General features: G+C 51.3%; 20 protein-coding genes. 3 read left to right on the top strand and 17 right to left on the bottom strand.

What is annotated here, in order from left to right; all coding sequences use genetic code 11:
- Window positions 1-130: 130 nt before the first annotated feature.
- Together HF324_RS09160 and HF324_RS09155 are read right to left on the bottom strand one after the other, a co-directional pair.
- Entirely contained in the window at window positions 131-721 is a 591-nt protein-coding gene (locus tag HF324_RS09160) for a TetR/AcrR family transcriptional regulator (RefSeq protein ID WP_168859627.1), read from the bottom strand.
- A 5-nt stretch (window positions 722-726) separates the two neighbouring features.
- On the bottom strand, window positions 727-2,307 hold the full coding sequence (locus tag HF324_RS09155) for an ABC-F family ATP-binding cassette domain-containing protein (RefSeq protein ID WP_258539463.1): 1,581 nt from the start codon (window positions 2,305-2,307) through the stop codon (window positions 727-729).
- Window positions 2,308-2,554: 247 nt separating this feature from the next.
- Here HF324_RS09155 and HF324_RS09150 point away from each other — a divergent pair, with 247 nt between their 5' ends.
- From HF324_RS09150 to HF324_RS09140, 3 genes are all read left to right on the top strand, one after another.
- A complete protein-coding gene (locus HF324_RS09150; protein ID WP_168859625.1) occupies window positions 2,555-2,716 on the top strand; it encodes a hypothetical protein in 162 nt (53 codons plus the stop codon).
- Window positions 2,691-2,918, top strand: coding sequence for a helix-turn-helix domain-containing protein (locus HF324_RS09145; protein ID WP_258539462.1), 228 nt, complete (start codon window positions 2,691-2,693; stop codon window positions 2,916-2,918). Before HF324_RS09150 ends, HF324_RS09145 begins: the two co-directional genes overlap by 26 nt.
- 78 nt (window positions 2,919-2,996) lie before the next feature.
- Entirely contained in the window at window positions 2,997-4,115 is a 1,119-nt protein-coding gene (locus HF324_RS09140) for an FAD-dependent monooxygenase (protein ID WP_168859624.1), read from the top strand.
- Between the two features lie 53 nt (window positions 4,116-4,168).
- Here the strand turns inward: HF324_RS09140 and HF324_RS09135 are convergent, their stop codons facing one another.
- The 15 genes from HF324_RS09135 to HF324_RS09065 all read right to left on the bottom strand — a co-directional run bounded on the left by HF324_RS09135 (window position 4,169) and on the right by HF324_RS09065 (window position 24,383).
- Entirely contained in the window at window positions 4,169-4,582 is a 414-nt protein-coding gene (locus tag HF324_RS09135) for a hypothetical protein (protein WP_168859623.1), read from the bottom strand.
- Between the two features lie 103 nt (window positions 4,583-4,685).
- The gene (locus tag HF324_RS09130) at window positions 4,686-5,729 is read right to left on the bottom strand and encodes a M14 family metallopeptidase (RefSeq protein ID WP_168859622.1); all 1,044 of its coding nucleotides are present in this window, start codon (window positions 5,727-5,729) and stop codon (window positions 4,686-4,688) included.
- Window positions 5,726-7,090 (bottom strand): DUF3526 domain-containing protein, encoded by a 1,365-nt coding sequence (locus HF324_RS09125; protein ID WP_168859621.1) that lies wholly within the window; start codon window positions 7,088-7,090, stop codon window positions 5,726-5,728. Before HF324_RS09125 ends, HF324_RS09130 begins: the two co-directional genes overlap by 4 nt.
- Window positions 7,091-7,100: 10 nt before the next feature.
- Complete coding sequence (locus HF324_RS09120) at window positions 7,101-8,525, bottom strand: ABC transporter permease (RefSeq protein ID WP_168859620.1); 1,425 nt, start codon at window positions 8,523-8,525, stop codon at window positions 7,101-7,103.
- A 1-nt stretch (window position 8,526) separates the two neighbouring features.
- Window positions 8,527-10,818 carry a TonB-dependent siderophore receptor gene (locus HF324_RS09115; protein ID WP_168859619.1) on the bottom strand — a complete coding sequence of 764 codons (2,292 nt, stop codon included), beginning with the start codon at window positions 10,816-10,818 and terminating at the stop codon, window positions 8,527-8,529.
- Window positions 10,819-10,829: 11 nt separating this feature from the next.
- On the bottom strand, window positions 10,830-11,525 hold the full coding sequence (locus HF324_RS09110) for an ABC transporter ATP-binding protein (RefSeq protein WP_168802125.1): 696 nt from the start codon (window positions 11,523-11,525) through the stop codon (window positions 10,830-10,832).
- 75 nt (window positions 11,526-11,600) lie between these two features.
- Window positions 11,601-11,927 carry a hypothetical protein gene (locus tag HF324_RS09105; RefSeq protein WP_168802124.1) on the bottom strand — a complete coding sequence of 109 codons (327 nt, stop codon included), beginning with the start codon at window positions 11,925-11,927 and terminating at the stop codon, window positions 11,601-11,603.
- Between the two features lie 92 nt (window positions 11,928-12,019).
- On the bottom strand, window positions 12,020-13,861 hold the full coding sequence (locus HF324_RS09100) for a carbon starvation CstA family protein (RefSeq protein ID WP_168802123.1): 1,842 nt from the start codon (window positions 13,859-13,861) through the stop codon (window positions 12,020-12,022).
- Window positions 13,862-14,026: 165 nt separating this feature from the next.
- Window positions 14,027-14,590: an AAA family ATPase gene (locus tag HF324_RS09095; protein WP_220101286.1), complete on the bottom strand. Its 564-nt coding sequence runs from the start codon at window positions 14,588-14,590 to the stop codon at window positions 14,027-14,029.
- 18 nt (window positions 14,591-14,608) lie between these two features.
- Entirely contained in the window at window positions 14,609-15,481 is an 873-nt protein-coding gene (locus tag HF324_RS09090; protein ID WP_168802121.1) for an ATP cone domain-containing protein, read from the bottom strand.
- A gap of 152 nt (window positions 15,482-15,633) precedes the next feature.
- Window positions 15,634-16,305, bottom strand: a complete 672-nt coding sequence (locus tag HF324_RS09085) for a GDSL-type esterase/lipase family protein (protein WP_168859618.1) — start codon at window positions 16,303-16,305, stop codon at window positions 15,634-15,636.
- 19 nt (window positions 16,306-16,324) lie between these two features.
- On the bottom strand, window positions 16,325-17,728 hold the full coding sequence (locus HF324_RS09080) for a family 10 glycosylhydrolase (RefSeq protein ID WP_168802119.1): 1,404 nt from the start codon (window positions 17,726-17,728) through the stop codon (window positions 16,325-16,327).
- 54 nt (window positions 17,729-17,782) lie between these two features.
- The gene (locus tag HF324_RS09075) at window positions 17,783-19,459 is read right to left on the bottom strand and encodes a DUF5018 domain-containing protein (RefSeq protein WP_168859617.1); all 1,677 of its coding nucleotides are present in this window, start codon (window positions 19,457-19,459) and stop codon (window positions 17,783-17,785) included.
- Window positions 19,460-19,490: 31 nt separating this feature from the next.
- Window positions 19,491-21,179, bottom strand: coding sequence for a RagB/SusD family nutrient uptake outer membrane protein (locus tag HF324_RS09070; protein WP_168802117.1), 1,689 nt, complete (start codon window positions 21,177-21,179; stop codon window positions 19,491-19,493).
- Between the two features lie 18 nt (window positions 21,180-21,197).
- Window positions 21,198-24,383, bottom strand: coding sequence for a SusC/RagA family TonB-linked outer membrane protein (locus HF324_RS09065; RefSeq protein ID WP_168859616.1), 3,186 nt, complete (start codon window positions 24,381-24,383; stop codon window positions 21,198-21,200).
- Between the last annotated feature and the right edge of the window lie 549 nt (window positions 24,384-24,932).

The following is a 24,932-nucleotide window of genomic DNA, read 5'->3' as shown; positions in this document are numbered from 1 at the left end:
TGCGTTTTATCGCTTCCCTTACGCAGAAAGGCTATCGGGGATGTTGCCCGGGAAAGCGGCCCTATTGTATCCTGTACAAAATATGTTCATCCCGTAGACGCTTTGTAGTTGCGCCTACCTTTTAAAATCATTATTTTTTAAACAACAACCCCGTAATCATCTTCCCCCGCTCATCTATCAACGCTTTAAACTCCTCTCCTGACAACCCGAACAATTTCTCATAAAGCGGCGCCATGATCAGCGGGTAAGACAATAAAGAAAATAAGTTCATCAGGAAATGAATGGGATTCATCTTCGCTATCGTTCCTTTCTTCATTTCGGCCGCCGCCTCCTCTAAATAGGACATGACGGGCCCGGAATGAATATCTGCCATCAGCTGCTGCCCTAATGTGTTGATCTCGGTCACCAGGAATGTTTCCTGGTAAGGGAAGGCAATCATATGCCGGAGGAAAACGGCGATGATATTTTCTGTTTTAGCTCTAAAAGGCTGATCGGCAGTCATACATTCATTGAGGCGCTGGCTCAGATCATGCATGGCATCCTGGAAGATGGCAGCGATCAGCTGGTCCCGGGACCGGAAGTAATAGTGCAGCGCCGTCCTGTTGACGCCGGCCGCATCTGCTATTTCCTGCGTGGTGGCATGGAGTTTCCCTTCTGCAAAAAGCAGGCGTTTCGCGGTATCTTTTATATGCTGTTCCGTTCCCGTATTTTTAAGCGGCATCTTTTTTAAGTTAAACTTATGCTATAGTCAATTCCAATTTCGTTGATAAAATAATCATCATGCGAAATTACCAATAACGTACCCCGGAAATTTTTTACTGTCAACGTCAATATTTCCAGGCTTTTAACATCGAGATTATTGGTCGGTTCGTCCAGTATCAGCACCTCCGGCGCCTGCTGACCGGCCGACAAACAACTCAGCGATAATTTCATTCGCTCTCCCCCACTCAGCCACGCGCATTTTTTATCAAAATCTTCCGGTTTAAACTGGGAATACGCCAACAGTTCCGCTAATTCATGCTCTTCCAGGCCGCTCTTATTGTACGCCTGTATTTGTTCATAAACACTCCATTCCGGATCTATCATCGAATAGTCCTGGTCCAGGTAACAATAAGAGAACGCGGCGCTGTTATAGCTGCCTTCCGAAGGTGACAGCTCCCGTGTGATAATTTTCAGCAGGGTGGTCTTCCCGCTTCCGTTCGCACCGTCTATCCGTACCCGTTCGCCGGATTTAACCTGAAAGCTAAGATTATTCCATAATAATTTGTCACCGTACTTAAAGTTGACAGCGGCCATATCGATGAGCAACTGCCCGGGAGGCAGCTCGGGCGACTGAAGATCGATTTTAAGCGTTTCATACTCCTCGATCTGCGCCCTGATCTCTGCTATATTATTCAGCAGCGTGGCTATCTTCTCTTCGTGTGCATGGAGCATCCTCGCCGTACTGCGTTCTGCCTTGCTTTTTAAGCCCCCGGCAATAATACGCGGGATGGAGTTGCTCAACCCTGCCGACCGGCCTTTTAATTCCTGCTGCGCCCTTTGGCCGGCCATATCGGAGGCTTTTGTTTCGGACGCTTTCAATGCTTTGGACTGCTCGTTCAACCGGGCGCGCAGCGCATTGACTTTCTCTATCTTCTTTTGCTGGTAAAACTCAAAATTGCCGCCAAACGTTTCGATTCCCTTCTCACTCAGCTCCAGCGTTTTGTTCATAAGATTCAATAAGGTCCTGTCATGACTCACGATCAGCATGGTGGATTTGCTTTGGAGGATCATCTCATACAGTTTCTTCCTGGTTTTGAGGTCCAGGTGATTGGAAGGTTCATCAAACAAAATCAGCTTCGGGCTGTTCAGGTCCATTGCCGCCAAAAAAACCTTCGTCTTCTGTCCACCGCTCAGGCTTCCCATCAAACGGCTTTCACCGATATGACCAAGCCCCCATTTCTCAAGCACCATTCTCACTTTGTTTTCGATGTCCCAGTCGTCGTCCAGTTGTTCGAAATGCTGCGCATCCGTGTCTCCCGCCAGGATAGCCCGGAGGGCATCCAGCTTTTTATCGGCGCCCAGCGCCCTGGCGACAGACCACGCATCGAATTCTCCCAAATGTTGGGGAACATACCAGGGTGTCTCCGAGCAGGCGACCTCGCCTGATGTTACCTCCAGCTGCCCTGAAAGGATACGCAGCAGTGTTGATTTACCTGCCCCGTTGATGCCCACCAATGCAGCCTTCTCCCCGTCATTTAAAATAAAGTTCAGGTCATTGAACAACTCCGCATTATCCGGATGAACATAATTCAATGATTTTATCATTAAGCCCACGGATGATCTGATTTTAATTGTAAACACTTTTTACCCGAAAGACAAAGATGGTTTTTTATATTCATTTTTGTTAGACAAAATTGTTAAAATAAAGAAATCATCGGTTGTCTATTAATAGATAAGTAATTATAAATATTAATATTATTTAACTTTTTAAACAGAGATAGAAAGACTACCCTGCCACAGCATCTGAGATACAACGCTAAACGCCTATCTTTATCAATCGAATCAGGAAAACATGCCCAAAAGAAAAACATCCATCCCGGTAAACATCATGGCAAACGAGTTTGGCCTGGGCATCGTCATTGAAAGGAACCAGGTGAAAAATCTGCGATCGGCCGGTTTTGAAGACGCGCTTCAGCCACACCGCGAAGATGGTTATTCTTTCTTTCTGCGTTAAAGCCACAACAGGCCAGTCCGTTTCCTGGCATATACAGCAGCGCGTCATATTGGAAGCCAAACGCCTGCTGCGCCATTCCACGAAATCGGTAAAAGAAATTGCCGCCGAATTAGGGTACGATGATTACCCTTATTTTTCGCGGTTGTTTACCAAAATCACCGGCATGTCCGCCCTGGCTTTCCGTAACAAAAACTCCGGTTAGTCCAATACTTAATCAGTATGACCATTTTTTACGCACACGGTCCCCTGTTCCTTTGCAGGGTAAATAATCTTGTATAAAATGGCATCAACAAAAAGGAAAAAAGTACTCATTTCCGGGGCAAGCATAGCCGGGCTTTCCATGGCTTTCCAGATGAATAAAGCCGGCTACCAGGTAACGATCGTGGAACTGGCGGAAGCCCCGCGGACGGGAGGCACAGCGGTCGACTTCCGCGGGCCCGCAGTGGGCATTGTGAAACACATGGGGATCTTTGAGCAGCTGAAATCAAACGCGCTGCAGCTGGAAAGGATTGAATTTAAAAACAGCGACGACGTAACGGAAAACTCAATGCTGCCGGCAAATAACAAAGAAGAACAAACCGGTGATGAAATAGAAATTGAACGGACCGCCGTAATAAACATCCTGTTTAATCAAATTAAAGATGACGTTACGTTCATATTCAACGACAGCATCGCCACATTAACCGAAACACCGGACCACATCACCGCTGCTTTCAACAACAGCCCCGCAGCACCATTCGACCTTGTGATTGGCTGCGATGGCACCCATTCCAACGTAAGAAAAATATGGTTTGGCGAAGAAGCGGCTTACACTCACTTCCTGGATGCCTATTTTTCTATCTCAATTATCAACAAATCCCTGATACCACCGAATACCATGCAGTTTTACAATGTTCCGGGGAAAGCGTATATGCTAAATGCCTATAAAGACAAAACAGATATCGTTTTCTGCTTTCATGCAGACAACGATATTCCATACGATTATCGCAACACCGTTCAGCAAAAGCAGATCACACTGGACCAGTTTGCCGGGCATGGATGGAGAACGGCAGCACTGCTGCAGGAAATTGCACATTCCGACAACTTTTACTTCGATAAGTTCTGCCAGATAAAAATGCCCTCGTGGACCAAAGGCAGGGTGGCGTTAACCGGCGACGCCGCCTACTGTGCCTCTCCTGCTGCCGGGACCGGCGGTTCGCTGGCAGTGCAGGGCCCTGCCGCACTGGCAGAAGCCTTAGTAAAACATGGTGAAAATTTTGAGGCGGCGTTTGCGGAATACAATAAGAACCTCCGCCCGTTTATTGAAGCAGTGCAGGCCGATGCGGAGCTGAACGTAAGGGAGCATTTTATTCTACGGACAGAAGAAGCGATTCGCAGGAGAAACGCGGAGGGATTTTAAAAAAGACCGGTACAACGAAACATTGCACCGGTCTTTTTACTCTCGCAGGTAATCTATTCCACCCAATACGTTAATGCTACCACGATGTAGCCATCGGGACCTACATTTCCGCTGCTGAGCGTCACAGTTTTGGAAACAGCGCCGTCCCAGTTACCGGGATATGCACCAAAAGTGTAAGTACCGGCAGGAAGGTTTTCAAATTTGTCTTCATCTTCCTGTCCGCCGGGGTAATAATACTCACCGGTCGCTACGTTCTGCGCCCAGTAGCCGCGCAGGCCGCTGCCACCGGTAACCGGCGCTCCATAAATATCCACCAGCGTTATCCGGACATTAAATGTCGTGGAGATCTTGTTGGCAGGTTGAGCTGTGGTAACAGCAGGAGCTGCAGCGTTTTCGCTCACAGTAGCGGCATGGCTTTGTACAAAAAATAAAGCTGACAGGCAACTTAAGATAAGGGCTTTTCTCATGGATTAAAATTTTGAAGTTCAGGTTTTCAAATACCTCTTTAAGGTAATTTTTTTTCCCCGGATACAGTATTATTTTATGATGAAAAAAGCCGGCTTTATTTGATCATTTTGGCAGCACCCCAAAACTGAATACCCCCTCCCCTTTATTCACCGGCGGCGTTTTCAGCATGTACACGATCACACCATCTACCGGCGCTGTTATCTCCTGCAATACGCTCCCTGTAAAGTCCGTCACCGTGGCCAGCTTCATGCCTTTGCGCACCAGCATGCCGGCATAGGCAGCCGTTTTAAGCATACCGGTATGTTCACTCTTCACGCTGGCCCGTTCGGTAATGGCAAATGGCTGGTTCGCTTTCAGCGGTTCGCCGGACTGCATTTTCAAATGCCGCATAATACTCAGCAAAGCGCCTGTTATCCTGTCCACGCTTCCGGCGTCCGTTTTTCCCAGCCGGCCACATTCCAGCGTCAGTGACGGGATCTCCTGCAGCGCAGCCTCCCGGTTGCAATACAGCGCCTGTTCCCCTTTGGCCAGGTTCGCCGGCGCCGGCATGATCCAGTCAAATCCCGTGGCATACGCCATCTCACGGGAAGCAGCGGCCTGTTTCCCATATTCATAATAACCGGCATACGGATGCAGGTCTTCATTGCCATCGCCGGAATGATTGTCGACCACATAATTACACCTGCTGAACAGGTCATGCGCAATAAACCAGGCGATGCGTTCGGTGACAGTCCCGTCCTGTTTGCCGGGGAAAGACCTGTTCAGGTTTTTCCCGTCTGCCGGATTATAGTAAATACTTCTGCCGCTGAACGCCTGCACATTGGCAATATGCAGCACGATCACCGTTCCCCGCAACGCCTGCACGTCCACCAGGTCCGGCAACTGTTGTAAGGCCAGTATCGGCGTGTATTCATACCCGTGCACACCGGCAATCAATCCTAATACCGGCCCCGGCTCCGTGCCGTGGAGAACGGTGAACGGCAGCCGTACACTGTCACCGGCGCCGGTGGCCAACGGCACTGTAAACGAAGCCCGCGTACCGGCAGGTATCACCTGTCCTTTGAACATAAATGGTTTAGGCTGTGCGTATGACATTGTTATACCTGCTAACAACAGTAACGCGGCAACGAAAATATTTTTTCTCATAAAGGTTGTTTTAATGTTTGCCTGAAATTCCTGGCAGCCATGGCCCACAGGACTATCGCCAGCAACAGGATGGAAGCCTGTCGCCAGTCGGGGCGCTGGTCATGTGCTTCAAAATAACGGAGGGCAAATTTGTTCCAGTCCGCCTGTGCGGCTTTACCATCGCTGAATACCATCGGATAGAAATACATCCTTACCTCTTCATGCAACTGCTGCAATGCCGACTGGAATTGAAGATACTGCTGCAGATCGGTACCTGCCACCTGGTTCAGCCGCAGCGTTGTCTGGATACCGGGCAGCATTAGGGCTGCGGCGTTGCTGAAGCGTTGCCGTTGCTGCAGCTTTTCGCGCATGGCTTTTGTACTTGCCGCAGCTTCGTCATCACCCATCTGCTGCATCCCGTAATACCAATACCAGCTGAAGTCCTGAGAGGAATCAAACGGGTACTTCCTGAACTGAGGATAATGTGCGAAAAACTTATCCATCGTTACCGACTTATCCATGTCCCACTTTTCATGATAGCCTTCCCGCTGCCGCATCGCCGTTTCCATGGCTTCGGGCACGGGATAACGCCAGCTGGTCCAGATATTGACAAGCGCGGGCGCCAGCATATTCAGCAACACCCAGCAGGCGACCAGTGCTGCCAGGTTAAAGCCCGATGATCTCCCCCAGGAGATAACCCAGCAGGATAAGGCAAACCAGAACAACAGGTAACTAACCAACAAAACAGATACCCACAACAAACGGCCGTCCAGCGGCAGGCGTAAATACACTACTGCCGACAACAGCAGCACCAGGGCCACGCCCAGCACCACCACTGCCCTTACCAGCAGCTTACGTCGTATCAGCCGCTGCGGATTGTCCGCCTGCGCATGGATGATGCGCCACACGCCCGATTCCTGCTCTGCCGATAATACGTTGTAGGTAAAAGCGATGATCACCAGGGGAAACAGGAAAACGAATACGAACGCCAGGTCTATATTTCCATACAGCAGGCTGACAGGATTGTTCAGGTCCGTATCATACATCTGCCCCTGCAAACCCAGCATACTCACGGTAAGCATCACCGGGTTAATATCCCGCTGCCCCGTGGCAAAAGCCGCCCAGGGGTCTGGCTGGTTCACCAGCGTATACTTGTTATGGTATAACATCAGCCCCAGTTCGTTCCCGAAATAACGGAGATTGCGTTGGGTATTCTCCGGTTGCAGCACTGCCGCTTTTTGTATCACCGATCGTTGTTTGTCGATAAAGGATTTACCGAGATACAATCCCGCCGCGCCACTCAGCAATAGGATCAGCACTCCCCACCATGCCGCCTGGGTCCTGAAAAAAAGTATACATTCAAACTGATATAGTCTTTTCATTTTTCCACATTTAAAGCGTCCTTGCCCATTTGGAGGCAGTCAACAATCCAACGGTCATCAATCCCAGCCAGCAAACCAGCGCCATGATGGTGGCCCCCTGCTCCTGCAATACTGACCCCGCCGTTTTGAACCGGTATCTGAAGTCCGGCATTTCCGCCCAGTGGTCATGACTAATGACCGCCGGTTTATTGTTGCCGATGTATTCCATCTGTAACCTGTTCATCCGTTGCGCCAGCTGGTACCTGTATTGTTCGGCCTGTTCCTGGAAACTGGCATAGGTGGCAAAATCCGCCGCCGTTAAGGCCATCGACAGGTTCCGGATGGACAGGTAAGGATTGATATAACTGGCCGCTACGGTGAAGCTGTTTTGCTGCTGGTAAATTCTTGTCAGCCGGCGCAAATGATCTGCATAAATGCCCGCAGATATTTTCTCTCCTTCCGCCATCACATAGCCGCCGTAGTTAAACGGAAGCTCTTTCACGTCCTTTACGTTATACTTTTTCAGCACCGCCGCTTTCATACCGGCATAATGCGGATCGTCCGGGTTGTGGCTGTCACCCTGTTTGTGCAGGTCTTCTTCGATGGCCGCCGCAAATTCAATTTTCGAAGGGGCCGGGTAGATGTTGGCGCCGGCCGCCTGCGTCAACCGCGGCAAGATGACGAGAAAGAAAATCCAGCTGCCCAGTAAAATAGTCAACGCCCCTTTGGAGCTGCGGCTCACCGCAGACACCAATACCGTGATGCCCGCGCAGATGGCGAAGTACGCGGCGTAGGCGATCAGTAAAAGCAGCAGCCGCAGGGCTGCGTCAGCAGTAATTTGCCCCTGGCTCAGCATGGCCCATAACACGATGGTCAGTACGATCACCGGCAGGAAGAGGGTGAAGCTAACGGCGATAATACCCAGGGCTTTACCGACCATCAGCTGACGCCAGCTAACACCCTGGCATAAAAGTATTTTCAGCGTGCCGGACTCCCGCTCACCGGCGATAGCATTGTATCCCAGGAAAAAAATCAGCAGCGGCACCAGCAACTGCAGCACCATCGCTACGCTCATTTCCCCGAAACGCAGGGTGCCATTGGAGAAACCAGCTTCGCTGAAATTGACGGTGTTCTGCTTATGCGCCTCCAGGAATATGGAGACGCCGGAAAAACTTTCTATTCCGAAGTCAAAAAAGCTGAGCGGATGTTTATCGCGGAAAACAAGGTAGCCGTAGTGCGCCATGCGATGCGGATGTTTATCCGGCTTGGACACCCATTTCTCCCGTACCGCTTTGCTGTACTGCAACCGTTGCTGTTGCTGCGTTTGATAGTGCTGCCAGCCTATCCAGGTGGCTACGCACAAGGTAATACCCAGTAAAACCGTCAGCCAGAACGATGCCTTGTTCCGGAGAATGGTTTTCCAGGTTTGACCGGCGATCAGTAAGATGGTCTGCATATCAGAATTTATAGGTTACGTTAAACATCACATTTCTGGGCGTACCGGGAAACAGGCGCAGGTAATTCTGTGCGCCCACCCAATACGTCTGATCGAAAATATTATTCACGTTGACCGCCAGCTGTACTTTAGACTGCGGCGGGGTGTAATAAAGGGCCACGTCTGCCACGGTGTAGCCGGGAATTATGAAATCGCGCGTATACCAGGGTAGTTTGGACCCGCTGTATTGCACGCCGGCCCCGATTCCTATGCCCTGCAGTATTTTGACGCCCCGCATGTTGTAACGGGTCCAGAGGGCGGCGGCATGTTGCGGCGTATTCTGCACGCGGGTGCCTTTCAGTTTGGGGTCGTTGTCGTCGGTGATCACGGCATCGATGTAACTGTAGCCGGCGTTGAACTGCCAGTTGTCCATCACATAACCGGATGCCTCCACTTCAATACCGCGGCTGCGTTGCGCTCCGCGTTCTATCAGCTTATTCACATCCACCGGGTCGTTGGCATTCATCAGCAGATTTTTCTGATTGATTTCAAAGGCGGCCATGTTTATTTGCAGTTTATCATTCAGCCAGCCGGATTTAACACCGATCTCCTTCAGATCGCTTTCCAGCGGTTTGAAGTTGGCGCCGGCAGGCGGCGGCACTACTACCAGCGTAGCAGTGTTCCCCTGCGGCTGATAGCCGCGCAGATAAGTGCCATAAACATTGATATGGGAAGTGGCTTCCCAGGTAAGGCCTACACGGGGGATCAACTGCTGATGGGATATCTTCGTCTGGTTAACCTGTTTGTACTGGTTGAAGTCTTCATACCATTCCTGCCGCAGCCCGAGGGTCAGCAACAGTTTGCCGTACCGGACCTGGTCCTGTAACCACACGCCGTTGACAAGGTAGTAAGCCGGCGGGATCTCATTTTTGGCAAAGATGTATTCATTCAGATTAGCCACGAAATAACCCGGTCGGGCGAGGTCAAAATGCGGTACGTTGGGCACCGGCATGGTCACGCCGTTGACGGTTCTGAGAAGGTACAGGTCCTTTTTGGCGGGATCGTACCTGGAAGCGATGGTACCGTCTTTCAGGCGGTAGCCGGCAGCGCTGTTTTCGCCGCCGCCCCTGAATTTACGGGTATTGATCCTGTCATAGCCCAGTACCAGCTTATGCTCCAGCGGACCTGTATTTTGTTTAACGGTGAAGTATATACTGAGATTGTCCGTATTCCAGCGTTGCTGCCGGATGACAGCGCGCATACCTGCGAGCGTTGGAATGGCGGCGCCGTTTTCATCCACGGCAAATGCATTGGTGGTACGGTGTTCCTGTAAGTCTTCATCCCAGGTTTGTTTCATATAGGCGACGTTGAAACCAACCTTCTCTGAGAAGGAATGGGCGAAATTGGCCATCAGCATCAGGTCGCGGGTATTGAAGTGATCGTTGCTGCTGCCCATGTTAAAATTGATGCCGGTGCTGTTCAGGTCCGTTTTACCGGCGATAGCGCCGAAGATGGCCTGCCCCCTGTCGAGACGGGTATTGTTATTCGTCATCACCATCTCCACGTTCAGGCTGGTGCCTGCGGCAGGCACATAAGAAAAGGAAGGTGCTACCAGCAGCGCTTTGCGGTACTGCATGTCACGGAAGCTCTTGCTGTCTTCATAACCTACGTTGAGCCGGTACAGTAAGGTCTTTTCTTTGTTCAGCGGGCCGGTGAAGTCCAGTGCGCCGCGAATGGTGCTGAAGCTGCCCGCCGAAATGCTGACTTCTCTGCGGCTTTCTTTCAGTGGCTTTTTTGTCACCAGGTTGATGCTGCCGCCGGGGTCGACGCTGGAAAACATAGCACTGGCGGGGCCTTTAATGACCTCCACGCGTTCCAGGTGATTGGTCAGCGGCTGGGTAAAAAAGTACTGGCGGGTACGCATCCCGTTGATGATGGTGCCTTCTTCATTCTGACTGATGCCGCGGATGGCAAACTGGTTATAGAAGCTGCTTTGTGAAACGCCTGTCACCGTTTTAACCGCATCCGTCAGCGTAAAGGCCTGTCGGTCGGCTATTAACTCCTTCGATACGGTGGAGATAGCCTGCGGGATGTTTTTATTTAATGTGGCGATTTTGGTAGCGGAGAAAGAATAATCGCTGAAATATTTACGGGTGCGGGTGCCCATTACTTCTACTGTCTGCAGTTCTTCTTTTGAAGCAGGGACAATAGTAGTGTCTGCCGGTTGCTGCGCGTAGGCAGACACTACGGACAAAAATCCCGCGCAGCATAAACCGGTCAGTTTATACTGGTATGGCAGTGTGAAAATCTTCACGGAAAAAATGTTTAAATAGTTTGCAGATACAGTTGTTGCAGGTCGTTGGCGTTGATGTCGGCGGCTTTTACCGTGTGTACCAGCTGCCCCTGGCGCATGATGCCGATGTGCGTTCCTAAGTTGACGGCATTAAAGATATCGTGCGTGGCCATGAGCACCGATTTCCCCTGCTTTCCCAGCTGCAGCACCAACGAGGTAAACTCGTCCGTCGCCCTCGGATCGAGGCCGCTGGTGGGCTCGTCCATCAAAATAGCTTTTGCATTTTTGGCCAGTGCTATGGCGATGCCTACTTTCTGGCGCATGCCTTTACTGAAGCCGCCCAGCGCCCGGTGATGGGCATCAGTCTGTAAGCCGCATTGGGAAAGGAACGCGGCGAGCTCGTCTTTATGACAGGTAACCCCGGCCAGCCGGCTGAAATAATCCAGGTTTTCCATGGCCGTCATCTGGCCGTACAGCATCACCACTTCCGGGATATAGGCAATATCCCTGCGGGTAGCCACTGCGCCGGGAACGACGTCCTTTCCGTTGACCAGCGCGCGGCCGGAGGTGGGGGCGGTGAATCCCAGGAACAGGTTGATAGTGGTGGTTTTGCCGGCGCCGTTCTGTCCTAGTAAACAAAAAACCTCTCCCGGCTTTACTTCGAGGTCCAGCTTTTGCAGCGCCTTAAAGGAGTTGTATTCTTTCGATAATGAAATTGCTTGCAGCATAAGTTTTGTTATGACACAGGTGCGTACGCGCCCCATGGCGGTACAGGGCCCGTGTTGTCAATGAAATATGGAGAATTACACAAAGGTGGCTGCAAGGCTGGGCGGACCTTTGTTCGTATAGGCTAAAGCGTAGGTAGTATATAGCGGAGTGCTGAGACACTCAAAATGAACAAAGTGAATGGTATTGAGCAGGACCGGCAGCTGCCCGGGCAGGAGAAACGGCTCATGGCCGTGGTGGTTGACAAGTTCGCAGATGTGACATGCTTTTACCGTGGCATACACTTTTCCCGTTGCGTTCGTAATGCCGCTGTCATTCACCTGCCGGTAATGGTGATGATGCAGCAACCCCACTACCTGTGGCGCTATAAACCATAGCAGCAGCAGGAGCGCTTTTATTCTCATCAGCGATATGTCCCGGTTCCGGCGCATTCTGTGTAAACAGCCTGCAAATTATGCAATAAATTTTAAATCGCAACATAGTTGCAATTTTAAAATTACCGTTCTACCAGTTCCTTTACCTGATCTCCGTAGAAATCTGTCTGCACCGTATCTATTTTCAGAAGCTTAAACCAGCGTTTAAAAGTATTGATGAAAACCAGCAGCATCAGCAGCATGGCCAGGATGGCCAGCACGGCCAGCAAATACTGCCCTTTGGGAAGATATACGTGTTTTACCTGCTCATATCCGGCCCAGAAGGTGATGATGGCCATAAATACGCCTGGAATGGCGGCGCACAGGGCATACTTCTTCCTGTTCATGCGGATCAGCATCGTAGTGCATACGATCAGGCCGCAGGCAGCCAGCAGCTGGTTGCTGATACCGAACAAGGGCCAGATACTGCTTACGTTGCCGGTATACACCAGGTATCCCCAGGAAAAAGTAAACAACAGGCTGCTGATGATAATACCCGGCATCCAGTTTTTATCGTTGAACTTCGGTATCACGCTGCCCAGCATTTCCTGCAGGAAGAATCTGCCGACCCTCGTGCCGGCGTCTATGGCGGTGAGGATAAATACCGCTTCAAACATGATGGCGAAATTGTACCAGTACGCCATCACGTTCTCCATAAAAGGGATCTTGTTAAAAATATGGGCCATTCCCACCGCCAGCGACACTGCCCCGCCGGTCCGGCCTTGCAGTTCCACGCCTATTTTCTGGCTGAAGTAGTCCAGCTCCACCGCGTGTAAGGAAGGATTGTTAGCCAGGAAACCGGCATAGGCGTCCGTAGGCGTATTGATCGCGAAATAATCGCCCGGCGCCAGTGTGCAGGCGGCTATCAGAGCCATCAGCGCTACAAAACCTTCTACCAGCATGGCGCCATAACCCACAAAAAGTATTTCTCTTTCGTTGTTCAGCATTTTCGGGGTGGTACCGGTAGCAATTACCGCATGGAAACCGGAGATAGCGCCACAGGCGATCACGATGAAGATAAAAGGCAGTACGGGTCCGCCGATCACCGGGCCGCCGCCGTTCACAAAGCTGGTGATGGCAGGCATCTCGATGGTAGGATGTACTAATATCACCCCTATCGCCAGCATAATGATCGTTCCTATTTTAAGGTAGGTAGATAAATAATCCCTTGGCACCAGCAGCAGCCACACCGGCAGGATAGACGCCAGAAATCCGTATACCGTAATAGCGATGGAGATGGTCCCTGTTTTCCAGTGAAACAGGCTGTTCAACGCCTCAAACTTCATCAGTTCATGCCCGCCCACGATAGCAGCGATAAGCAGGACTCCTCCCAGGATACTGGCGAAGGTCACGCTGTTTTTCCGGTAACGCATGATCAGGCCCATGATAATAGCGATAGGCATGGTGGCGATAACGGTGAATAAAGACCAGGATGCTTCATGCATGGCGCTGATACAGGCCAGCGAGAGCCCGGCCAGCGTAAGGATCAGGATAAAAAGCACCGCCACGCCCGCTATCAGCCCCGTGCCTTTGCCGATTTCCTTACCGGCGATGGTGGCCAGGCTTTGCCCTTTATGCCGCACAGAGGCGAACAACACCACCATATCATGTACGCCGCCTGCGAGCACACAGCCGATCAAAATCCATAAAGTGCCCGGCAAGTACCCGAACTGGGCTGCCAGTACCGGTCCTACCAGCGGCCCGGCCGCTGCTATCGCCGCAAAATGATGCCCAAACAGTACGTTTTTATTCGTCGCCACATAGTCTTTTCCGTCTGCAAACTCCACTGCCGGCGTCAGGTGCGCATTATTGAGCTGCAGCACTTTATTGGCCATGAAGATGCCGTAGAACCGGTAAGCAATCGCAAAGATGAGCAACGCCGCAAAGACGAGGGTAAGCGCATTGGCGCCGTTTAAAAAATCCATTATCAGTTTAAAATTATCGTGATTGATCGGCAGGTACCGGCAAAAGCCGCATGGGCCTGCCATCTGACAGGACTTTAAGATAATACCGATTTTTTAAATCTGAAACAAAATCTCCTGCGGCGGTATCATTCCCTGATAACGCTAAACTGTACATACCCGGTATATTCACTGTGGAATATTCCCGTTACTTTTTATCTGAGGGTGCTTCTCAAGGGATTCGATATTTTCCAGGATAAAATCCACCCGTTCTTCCGGCGGCATAACCGGCACCCGCACTACGGGAAAAGGCAGCGACGAATAAACGTCAATTAACAGCTGATGTATTCTTTTTTGCGCCGCTGCGTCCTCACTGCGGGCATAATCGTTCACCAGGGGCAGAACATCCAGTATAAACACTTTCTTATAGGAAACAGTCTTTAAGGCATCATTTAGTTTTTCATCGGGCTCCAGCCCCATGAAACGATAATAAGCGAGCGAATCAGGAATAGCCCTGTCCAGGAAAACAGTATCTTCCGGAGACATCGACCTTTCCTGCTCAAGTTGCATGGCAAGGACTTTTTGTTGAAATTCCCGCTGGTTGCTCCTGATTTCCATGACCGACTTTCCGCCAATGCGTTGTGTATCTATATAGTGACGGGCATGCTCAATCGTAACATGGTAGTTTCTCTTCGCCAGGATATTGATGGTGGTAGTTTTACCTGAACCCGGCCCCCGGTAATGACGTACCAATTGGTTGATGACTGTTGACTACTCATGGATGTGATCTTTTGGAATCATTCTTTCATCATGCACGGTCATGTTTCCCCTGCTGATATTCAACGCCTCTTCTGTTATTCTCTGCGCCCGGGATTCCGAAATGCCAATTTTGCCAAGTACTTCCGGGGTCTTAGCGAGGTCTTTGCACAATACAATATTCGCGGCCAGCAATTTTTCTTTTTCCTCCCGGCTGAGGGAGGTGATACACGTTACCGGATAAAGACCACTGGCATCAATCCGTTCCCGCAAGCTCTGGCCGGCCGGGAAGTTCCAGCTCATCAGCGCCAGTCCTGAACAGATACCGTATTGTTCGGCATCAGCAGTAAGGCGGGTATTGGTTACCAGCCAACCTTTAAACAGTTTGCTATCCTTCCCCTGCTGCGCCGCTAATTTCTTCTCAATATCCCAAAAACGGGCACGCACATACAAAGCAGTCTTAACATCACAAACCGTACCCGTACGGCTGTGAAATTTGCATTCCATCATAAACTGGTCCTTTCCGTTGTCTGCAATCACGTCTACCTCATGTTTAACGCAATGCCCCTCCACCATCTCCCCGGTGATGACCTGATAGCCGTCTGCCCTGAACAACGAAGCGACAAAACTTTCAAAAGGAAAGCCGGTAGGACCAAGCTCCATAATGGCGTTCTTCAGATGGTACTTGCCCGCCGCAGGGCGTCTGCGTTTTTGCAGCTCATTAAAAACTATTTTATATAGTTTCCTGGTGGTGATGTTATCGTATACCCTCTCGCCCACCTTTCCGATGATAGTGTCCACCATGTCCGGAGCCGTCCCGGACCTTATTAAAGAGCGACGGATTTTATCTTCATCGAATGGTTCGGTATCACCATTGGCTTTAATCACCGAAATTATTTTACTATCCTTCCGTTTCCGCATATTGATCTGACTGCGTTTCTATATTAAATTTAATAAATATAGTTTAACGGGCCAGTAAGAAAGAATGACGGCTGTCAGGGGGCAGGAATGATTGTCATCATCCCTGCCGTGCCGCTGCATCAGATGAGCCGCCGTTGCTTCAGCAACTGCACCCATTTCAGATAACCTTCCCCGGAGAGATGCAGCCCGTCGTAGGTGTAACGGGCATCCATCTGCCCGGCGTCATCGAGCAGCGAAGTATAAACGTCCACAAAAGTGACGTGCGCATCTGCCGCCATGGCTTTGAGCATTGTATTCAGCGCCGTGATCTGTTCATTCGTGCCGCTGTAATACTGCCGCCCGATGAGCTGATTGTTGATCGGCAACACACTCTGTACATAAATACGGGTATGGGGAGACGCCTCCTGTACTGCGTTGATGATGCGCCGGTAGTTGGCCACGATGGAAGCTGCCGGCATATGTTTGTTGAGATCATTGGTACCCACGAGGATAAATAACCTCTCCGGGCGATGCCGGACCACCTCCTCCACCCGCGCCAGCAAACCGTTGGTGTTATCGCCGGCAATGCCCCTGTTCAATATATTCGCTTTTCCAATAAACTCGCACCAGTCGCCCCATTGCGTAATACTATCACCGAAAAAGACGACCGGCTTCCTGGCTGCCGGCAGCTGCCGGAAATAAGCGGTACGGCTGTCATACAAATAATTATGATAACTGGAATCCTGCGCCTGCAGCGAACCAACGCCACCAATGCATCCCAGCAGCAGCAAAGGAATATTTTTCAACGTCATCGTACGATGTTTTACAGATCTATGGTTGCAACCCTGCCTTTACTTCATCCCACAGTGGTACGCCCAGGCGGTTGTATTGCGGGGCGTACAGGTGTACGAGGTCAAAAATCATCACCCCGGATGTTTTGGACAAAATCAGTTTAATGGCTTTACGGATATCCGATTTATTATTCCATGGCGTGTTACCGGCATCAATGCTGCCAACCAGCGGCACCCTGTTTTTGGTAACATACCGTCCGCCATTCAGCGATCCCTCCAGGCTCCACCAGTTGTAGGTCAGTCCTGCTGTAGCCGGATTATCGGCCAGCATGATCTGTGCAAAGTAGTTGCCTGTCATCAGCAGCCCCAGTTCTTCGGCATAACCATAGTCTTTCGTTTGCGGATAAGCCCAGTCCATGCGGATCACCGGGTCATTGAACGGATCATATTGCTGACTGGCCCAGTTGACCCCTACCGGATAATAATCGCCATACCAACCGCCAACATAGGCGCCGAACAAGGCGTCCGCGCGGGCAGCCCTCACGGCGGCATGCGCTTTCTTCACAAAGTTGTAGATGACGCTCATACGCCATGCCAGCCAGCGTTTGTAGTATTTACCGGTGGCAGCGGGCGTTACCTGCCCGTTCTCCTGTTTCCAGGAAGAGACAATATCTGTCGGGAAATTGATAAAATTGGCGTTCTGGTCGTTGAATACCGTTTTCAGGTATTGCACGAACTGTGTTTTGCTGTAGTCGGAGAAATCCGCGTCGATATTGGCATAACGGGCGTAGTCAAGGATCACGCCATCGACAGCGTATTTCGTCACTATCTCTTTCAGGATGTTGATGATACGGTCCTGTACTTCGGGGTAAGCAGGGTTCACAAAACCCGGCCGGCCGGTTTCCGTGATGGGCACCCGTTTGCCATTGACATCGCATACAACAGACTGGTATTTATCCCTAAAAGCAGGGTCTTCGAAAACAGCGCCGGATTTCCTGTCGTTGTCTCCCTCCACGAAAGTCATCACAGAAGCGTATACTTTCATATTTCTCGCTTTGGCAGTCTTCACGATGAAGTCGAGATAGTCAGCATTGGAAGGCAGTGACTTGCCGTTACGGCTGGTCACCTTGCCGGTAAAGGCGCTGGGGTAAACGGTATGCCCGGAAGACTCTTTCACATCCACCACCAAAGCGGTGATGCCGGTTTGCTGCAGCGTGTCCAGCGTTTTACGGATCGACGGCGTATCATTGAAGCGGCCATAAGTGCCAAATACGTTGGCGTTGAGGTCTATCCATACAATTGCTTCCTTTTTGCCGCCGGGCGTCACCAGGGTATCGGTACCTTCTCCGGGGCCGGGAGCGGTGGGTGTATCATTATTCTTTTTGCACGCGGCCGCTGCCAGCAACAACAGCAACAATGCAGGAAAAAGCGGTATTCTTTTCATAAGGCAATACTTTAAAAAGCCGGAGCACAGGATGCGCTGTGCCCCGGCAGATGATTAATAGGTGGTAAGCTCGTATCCGATGATCCCTACGTTGGTCAGCAGCATGTAGATGTATGCGCTGGACCGGTCCGGTGCAAAAGACACACATACGTCGCCGGTACCGTTACCATTGTCGGCAGCGCCGGCAATCGCTTCCGAATTAAAGACGTTAAACGCACCGTACGCCGGGTTGGCGGGCGACATGCTCACCGCAGACGGATCAGTCACGTCGAAGAGGGCTATGTTACCGTTATTGAGGCTCCAGGAATTGTATTTCACAAAGGCCAGGTAGCTGGCCCCGTTAAAGTTGAAGTACACAGACGGCGCATGAAAAATGTAACCGGCGGCATCTGCATGGAAAGCCGCGATACGCGCGTTGCTGCCGCCGTTGACCATCGCCACTTCGCTTCCGTAGTTCATGAAATAAGTGCCGGAGAAAGACGCCGCGGTCGGCAAAGCGTCTGCCAGGTAGCCAATGTTGTCCGTACCTTTATAGGTAGCCACCACGGGTGCGGCATTGATGTCCGGCGTATTGGCGGCGTTGACGATTTTACCATTATGAATGCGCCACTTGTAGATATCGGCTGTTTGAGACGCCGTAGCATAAATCACCGCGTCCTTGTTGAGATCGCCGTATATGCGTACCCGTCTGCCTATACCGGCCCATGCGGTGGTGTTGTTCCATTCGAGGATTTTTTCCGGCGCCGGATCGGTGGCGCTCTTCCAGCGGTACAGGGTGAACTTGTCGTTCAACGCCGCAAAGCTGGCGCCTACCAGCGCTCCGGCCGTGTCGTTCTGCATCTGGAAAGAATAGAAATTACCAGCAGGCAATGGCATATCCTGTACATAATTGCCCGTAGTCCGGTTAAACAGGCGAAGCCTGGAGGGGTTCGTATTGCTGACAACCACCAGGTAATCGCCGCTCACCGCCATACTGGTTTCTGTATAGTTGGTACTGATGCCGCCACCGCCGGAAGCGGCGCCCAGCTTCACAAACAGCTTACGGGTGATGCCGATGCCGTAAGGTTTTTTCACCGGCGGCATCACTTTCAGCGTGTATTGTTTGATGATGCCGTCTATGCTTTTTACGGTAAAAGGCACGGGGTTGGAGAGGTTGACGGTCGAGCCACCGGCTATTGAAGCAGTAGAGTGACTGTTAACGGTCACGCTGACCTTCGCCTTAGACACATCTACCCCCGGCAGTACATAAAAGATGACTTCATTATCTTTTACAACGGCATCCACGGTTGTATTCACGCCATCCAGCAGGTAATCCATCGTGGCGTTCTTCACGCTCACGTCGCCCACTTTTTTGGCCACGACCACCAGTTTGCTTTTCTGGCCGGTGCCTCCCGTAATTTCCAGGTCCACCGGCTTCGATAGATCCATCAGCGTACCTACCGCAGGGCGCATAACGGCATCCAGCGGCAGATTGGCCCGTAATATCAGCTTGCTGATATCTGTCTCATTATCTGATTCCACCGGGTAGAAATAAGGCACTTCAATGAAAGCGCTGTCCCTGGCGGCATTGTATACCGGCTCGAAAACAGCGTCTTTTACGCCGGGCAGCTCCAGCCAGATTGACTGAGGCTTGCTGTCTTCCTTCGGAAAGATGGCTTCCGGCTTGTGACAGGCCGCTATGGCCATGGACAGCCCCATGATGACGGCTGGAATGATATATATGTTTCGCATGTACAAATCATTTATTGTTACGCATAGCTGATTACCAGCCCTGAATTTGTTTCATGGCCGGGTTGGTCACAATTTCGTTTTGTGTGATCGGCAGGTAGTAGAAGGAAGCAGGGAAATAGCGGTTTTCTTTGTCGCAGTCTACTTCCGTATAGTCGAACCCGTTACCGCTGGACGTCACTTTGTGTCCGTGAAAACGTACATTGTTTAATACAATATGCGCTTTGCGCCAGCGGCGCAGGTCCCAGTAACGGTGGCCTTCAAATGCCAGCTCCACTTTCCGTTCGTGCTCGATGGCCGCCATCATGGCTTCCGGCGTAGCGGCGGGCGTACCGGGCAGGTTTACCCGCGCCCTTACTTTATTGAGGGAGATTTTAGCGTCCCCTATTTTGCCCAGTTTCGTCAGTGCTTCCGCATGTATCAGTAATATTTCAGCGTAGCGCATTTCTACCCACGGCTGGTTACTGTTGAGCACAAGGATGTCGGTATTGGTTTCATCCAGCATTTTGCGCCGGTAGTAGCCGGTGACTGTTTTGCGCGGATCGGCGGTGACTTTAAAGTCGATGTATCCTTCTTTGTCGTCGTCCGGGGTGGTATTGATGGTGCGGCCTTTCCAGGATGCGCCGTTATAGATCACGGAAGCGTAGAAACGAGGCTCTCTGCCCGCATAGGGATCGGCTTTCATGTCTGCTTCCGACCAGGAGAATTTCCGGCCGTCCGCCATTTCATATTCGTTTACCAGTTCAGCCGTAGGTACGCCGGTAGCGCCGCCGCCGGCCACGTCTGCCGGTGGCGCGAAGTAAAAGTCCAGCTGATGGGTAACGCCCGGGCGCTGGTAATACAAGGCGAAGATGGCTTCTTTGCTGTTGTTGTTGGAGAAGGCTTTGGCATAATCCGTTTCCAGGTCGTAGATCCCCAGCCCGATAACGGCAGCAGCGGCATCGGCGGCGTGCTGGTAGTATTCCGTTTTTTTGGAGGAAGGCACGCCGGTAAGCGGATCTTTATTGAATTGTTTATTATCGTAGTCCGCCACCGAAGCTGCATATAGCCATGCCCGTGACAACAACCCGTAGGCGGCGCCCTGGGTTACCCTTCCCTTCTGCGCAGCGGGCCATTGCTTGGGTAAATGCTGCGCGGCGAAGTTGAGATCGGCTGCAATGAAATTCCACACGTCATCTTCGCTGGAGCGCGCCTGGCTTTTATCGACAGGAAGTTTATCCATAATGATCACGCTGCCGTTGACACGCGCCAGCCAGAAATAGTTGTAGGCGCGCAGGTAGCGCACTTCCGCTTCGAATTGTGTTTTTTGCTGATCGGTGAGTTTGGCATACAGCTGCATACCGTTCAGAAATTCGTTGATACGGCGGATGTTTCCATAGGCGTCGTCCCAGACAGAGATGCCCGGTGAAGCGGCATTCACCTGTCCGGGATTATAGGCCAACCTGTTCACTGTCCCGTTGCCCATGGAGTTGGACGTATATTTTTCGATATCGGTAAACGCATCTGTCGCATTGCTGTAGCCGATGGGAAACTGCCCGAAGGTGTAGGGTTTAAACTGATCGTATAAACCGTAAACGTACAGATCGACATTGGCGGCGTCTTTCCAGATGGCCGCATCGGTATAGCGGTCGCCGGGCATGCCGTCCAGTTTGCAGGACTGTATACCGCCTGCCAGCAGCAACAGTAGTAAAGCGGTTTTTATATTAGCGCGTAATGTAGTCATGAGTAATAGCTTTTCCGTTTAGAAAGTAAGGTTAGCACCGAAAGACATCATCTGTTGCTGCGGATAGAAGCCGTTATTGGCATTGGGCATCTCAGGGTCCATGTACTTCAGGTGATCGAAGGTGAGGAGGTTGAAGCCAGCCAGGTAAAAACGGCACCTTTCCACGTTCAGGGCCCTCAGTACCGACGCCGGCAGGGTAACGCCCAGCTGCGCGGATTTAAGGCGCACATAGGCGCCGTTTCTTACCCATTGCGAGTTGGCCCAGCCGTTGTGGTTCGGGAATCCGGCCCTGTCGGCGGTTAAACGGGGATAACGCGCATTGGGATTGTCCGGCGTCCAGGCTTGCTCCACCAGGTAGTAGGGGCTGTTGCCGCCGCCGTAAAACGGGCGGGTAAACGGGGTGTTGTCATTTACGCCCCAGGTGCCGGAGGAACCTTCGTATTCACCGCCCAGCGATACGTCTCTCAAACCGGCGCCCTGGATGAGGGCGGAAAAATCGAAGATGCCATACCGTACTTCCAGGTTCAGCCCGTACATGAGCTGTGGTATGTTACTGCGGCCCATATACGTAATATCGTCGGTGGTAATTTTACCGTCGCCGTTGATGTCCTTATATTTGATGAACCCGGGCGCGGCGCCGCCGCTGGGAGAAGAAGCCCAGTTATTTACTTCGTCCCAGTTCTGGAAGAGCCCTTCTGAAATAAAGCCTTTCTTTTCACCGATGCTTCTGCCCGGACTTCTTTGCCATGCCGGCAGTCCGTCGGGATCGTTCTTCACGAGTATCTTGTTGCGCGACCAGTTGAGGTTACCGGTAACGGCATAATCGAATTTGGCATTTACCTTATGCCGGTGGGTCAGTTGCAGATCGAAACCTCTTACGTCGGCCATGCCGCGGTTCACCACCTGCGGATAATAGCCGCCCATGGAAGGGGGAAACAGGTTGCCCTGCAGATCGAGGATATCTTTGGTGAGCTTATAGAAATATTCTGCTGATACGCTTAATCCGCCATGGAAGAAGGTTGCATCTACTCCTACGTTGGTATTGTAGGCTTTTTCCCATGTCAGGAGGGCGTTGGGAATAGCGCCGGAATAGATACCGGAAACGGCTTTATCGCCTACGACCATCACTGGTTTGGAAGACAGGGAGAACGTCTGCAGGTATTGATAATCGCTGTATCCCTGGTCGTTGCCCAGTTTACCGTAGGAAGCCCGCAGTTTCAGGAAATCAACTTTTTCCTTCAGCTGGCTGAAGAACCCTTCTTCACTGATCACCCAGGCGGCAGAGGCGGCCGGGAAGAAACCCCAACGGTTATACGTAGGGAAGTATACAGACCCGTCATAGCGGGACACCAGTTCCAGCAGGTATTTGTTTTTATAGGCGTAGTTGATCCTTGTCACGAGGCCGGCGCGGGCGTTGGTGCCGCTGTTGCCGGTAGGCTGTACGATGTATTTATTATCCTGATCGCGGAAATCAATTTCCTTCAGTTCTGTAAGCGGCAGGTTGGCGCCGCCGGCGGAGAAGCCGTTGTTGTCGCGACGGGAGTATTCGTACAAGGCCAGCGCTTTAATGCTATGGTGGCCAACTTCCGTGCTATAGTTAATGCTGGGCTGAAACGTTTGCCGTGAGTTATTGGCCTGTGACTGACGGATGGTGTTGATGGTGATGCCCGGCGGGGTGGAAGGGTTCCAGTACCAGCCGGTGCTGCCTTGTTCCCTTACCATGAGGGTGTAGGGCGCCGTCCATCCTCTGAATTCCTGGAAAGACTTGTCGTAGGCCGCCATCAGTTTCAGGTCCAGCCCTTTTACATAGGGAACATGGGCGGTAAAGGTAATGGCGCCCTGGAAGGTGCTGGTAATATACCGCTGCCAGCCAGAGTTGTCGATGGCCGCGATGGGGTTCACGATGCCCGAGTTGGAGCGTGTGGCGGTTGGCACATCGTTGTAGGTGGCCGGGATATTCGGCAATGTTCTCACAGCCTGGTAGAAGGGGTTCATATATTCACCGTCATCAGCGGGGATACCGGTACTGTTGCGGGTTTCCTGGCGGGCGCCGAGGTCCAGCGCAACCGCGAAGACCTTGCTGATGTTAGCATCGAGGTTGGTGCGCACATTGTACCGCTTGTAATCGGAGCCTTTCACCACGCCTTCCTGGTCGAGGTAGCTGGCATTGGAGAAGTAGCGCACTTTATCCGAACCGCCTCTCACGCTGACGCTGTGGTGCTGCGCCATTGTTTTGCGGCCGGTGAGCATACCGGTCCAGTCAGTGTTACCGAGAAAAGGATCTTTATTGGTGCCGTTGCGCAGTGCGGCGATCTGTGCATCGGAATAGGTATAGGGAACAGGATCTCCCCCGGTAGCGGTGAGGTAGTCGTTATCCATTTGCTCTCCTTTCTTCAGCCAGTACATGTAGTCCGGCCCGTTCAGAAATTTGGGAAAGCGGGTGAAGGCGGTGCGGGTCACTTCCCCGTCGTAAGACACTACAGGTTTGCCGGAGGCGCCTCTTTTGGTGGTGACGAGTATAACGCCGTTGGCTCCCTGCACGCCGTAGGTAGCGGCAGCCGCAGCATCTTTAAGGATGGAAATGCTCTCCACTTCAGAAGGATCGAGGTTGGCGAACGATCGTTGCACCCCGTCTACAATCACGACAGGGCTGTTATTGTTATAGGTACCTTGTCCGCGGATGAGCAGGGAAGCGTCATCAAATCCCGGCCGGCCGGAAGTTTGGGTGGCTACAAGCCCCGGCAGACGGCCCGCCAGCATATTGGTCAGGTTCATGGCGGGTGTTTTCTTCAGCTCAGCTGAAGAAATCTGTGCCACGCTGCCGGTAAGGGAAGATTTTTTCTGCGTGCCATAACCAACGACCATGACTTCATTCAGCTCTTTTGCATTCTCTTTCAATACAGCATTAAAAGGCACTCCCGGTGTAGCCGTCACCGTTAGGGGCGCAAAGCCGGTCATAGAAATCACCAGGGTGACGGGGGCGTCGCCGGCATAGAGACTGAAGGTACCATCTGTATCAGACACCATACCTTTCTTTGTATCTTTTACCAGGATGGTGGCGCCGGGAAGAGCGTTCCCTTTTTCATCCCTGATGGTGCCTGTCACATTTTTCTGTTGCGCTATCGACAGCGTATGCTGCATGACAAAGGCTATCATCAGCATCAGTGTGCGCCACATCAGCACATTTAGATTTGGTTTACTCATAACTTTTAATTTACAGGAAGGATGCAAGCATTATTTATCTGTTAGTGTTTCGCTGATGTCAGACGGCATATATCCGTACAGGGAAGTCTCCTTTTCTGTTTTGCCGCCTTTGTGTTGCCATACTTATCCTCTCAACCTGTCCGTGGCAATATTATCGAGTAGCGTGCTGTGTACAGGGCTGATATTGCCGACTTTGTTCAATGCTACCGATGTTCGTTCCTCTATGGCCGGCCCTATCCGCTACTTTTGGTTGACTTTCTTTTTAAATTATTTTATTTACCAGCGACAATTTATAATAAATTTAATTACAAAGAAACAAATACTAAATAATTTTATTAATTCTTTTCTCTTTTAAGACAACCGGGTTGACAGTATACAAATCCTGCTTCAGCAGGCATTCCAAGCAAAATCGATATTGCCGCAGGCGCAGGAAAGCTATCAGCCCAAACGGCCCGGTAATACGCTACTGGTCATACGCTTGCGCATGATTGCCTCCGTCTATCAACAGCTCATTTTATTTTATAAATTATTTTATTAAGTTTGTTTTAA

The sequence above is a fragment of the Chitinophaga oryzae genome (genome assembly GCF_012516375.2).
GTDB lineage: Bacteria > Bacteroidota > Bacteroidia > Chitinophagales > Chitinophagaceae > Chitinophaga > Chitinophaga oryzae.
This window is presented reverse-complemented; position numbering and strand designations above follow the sequence as displayed.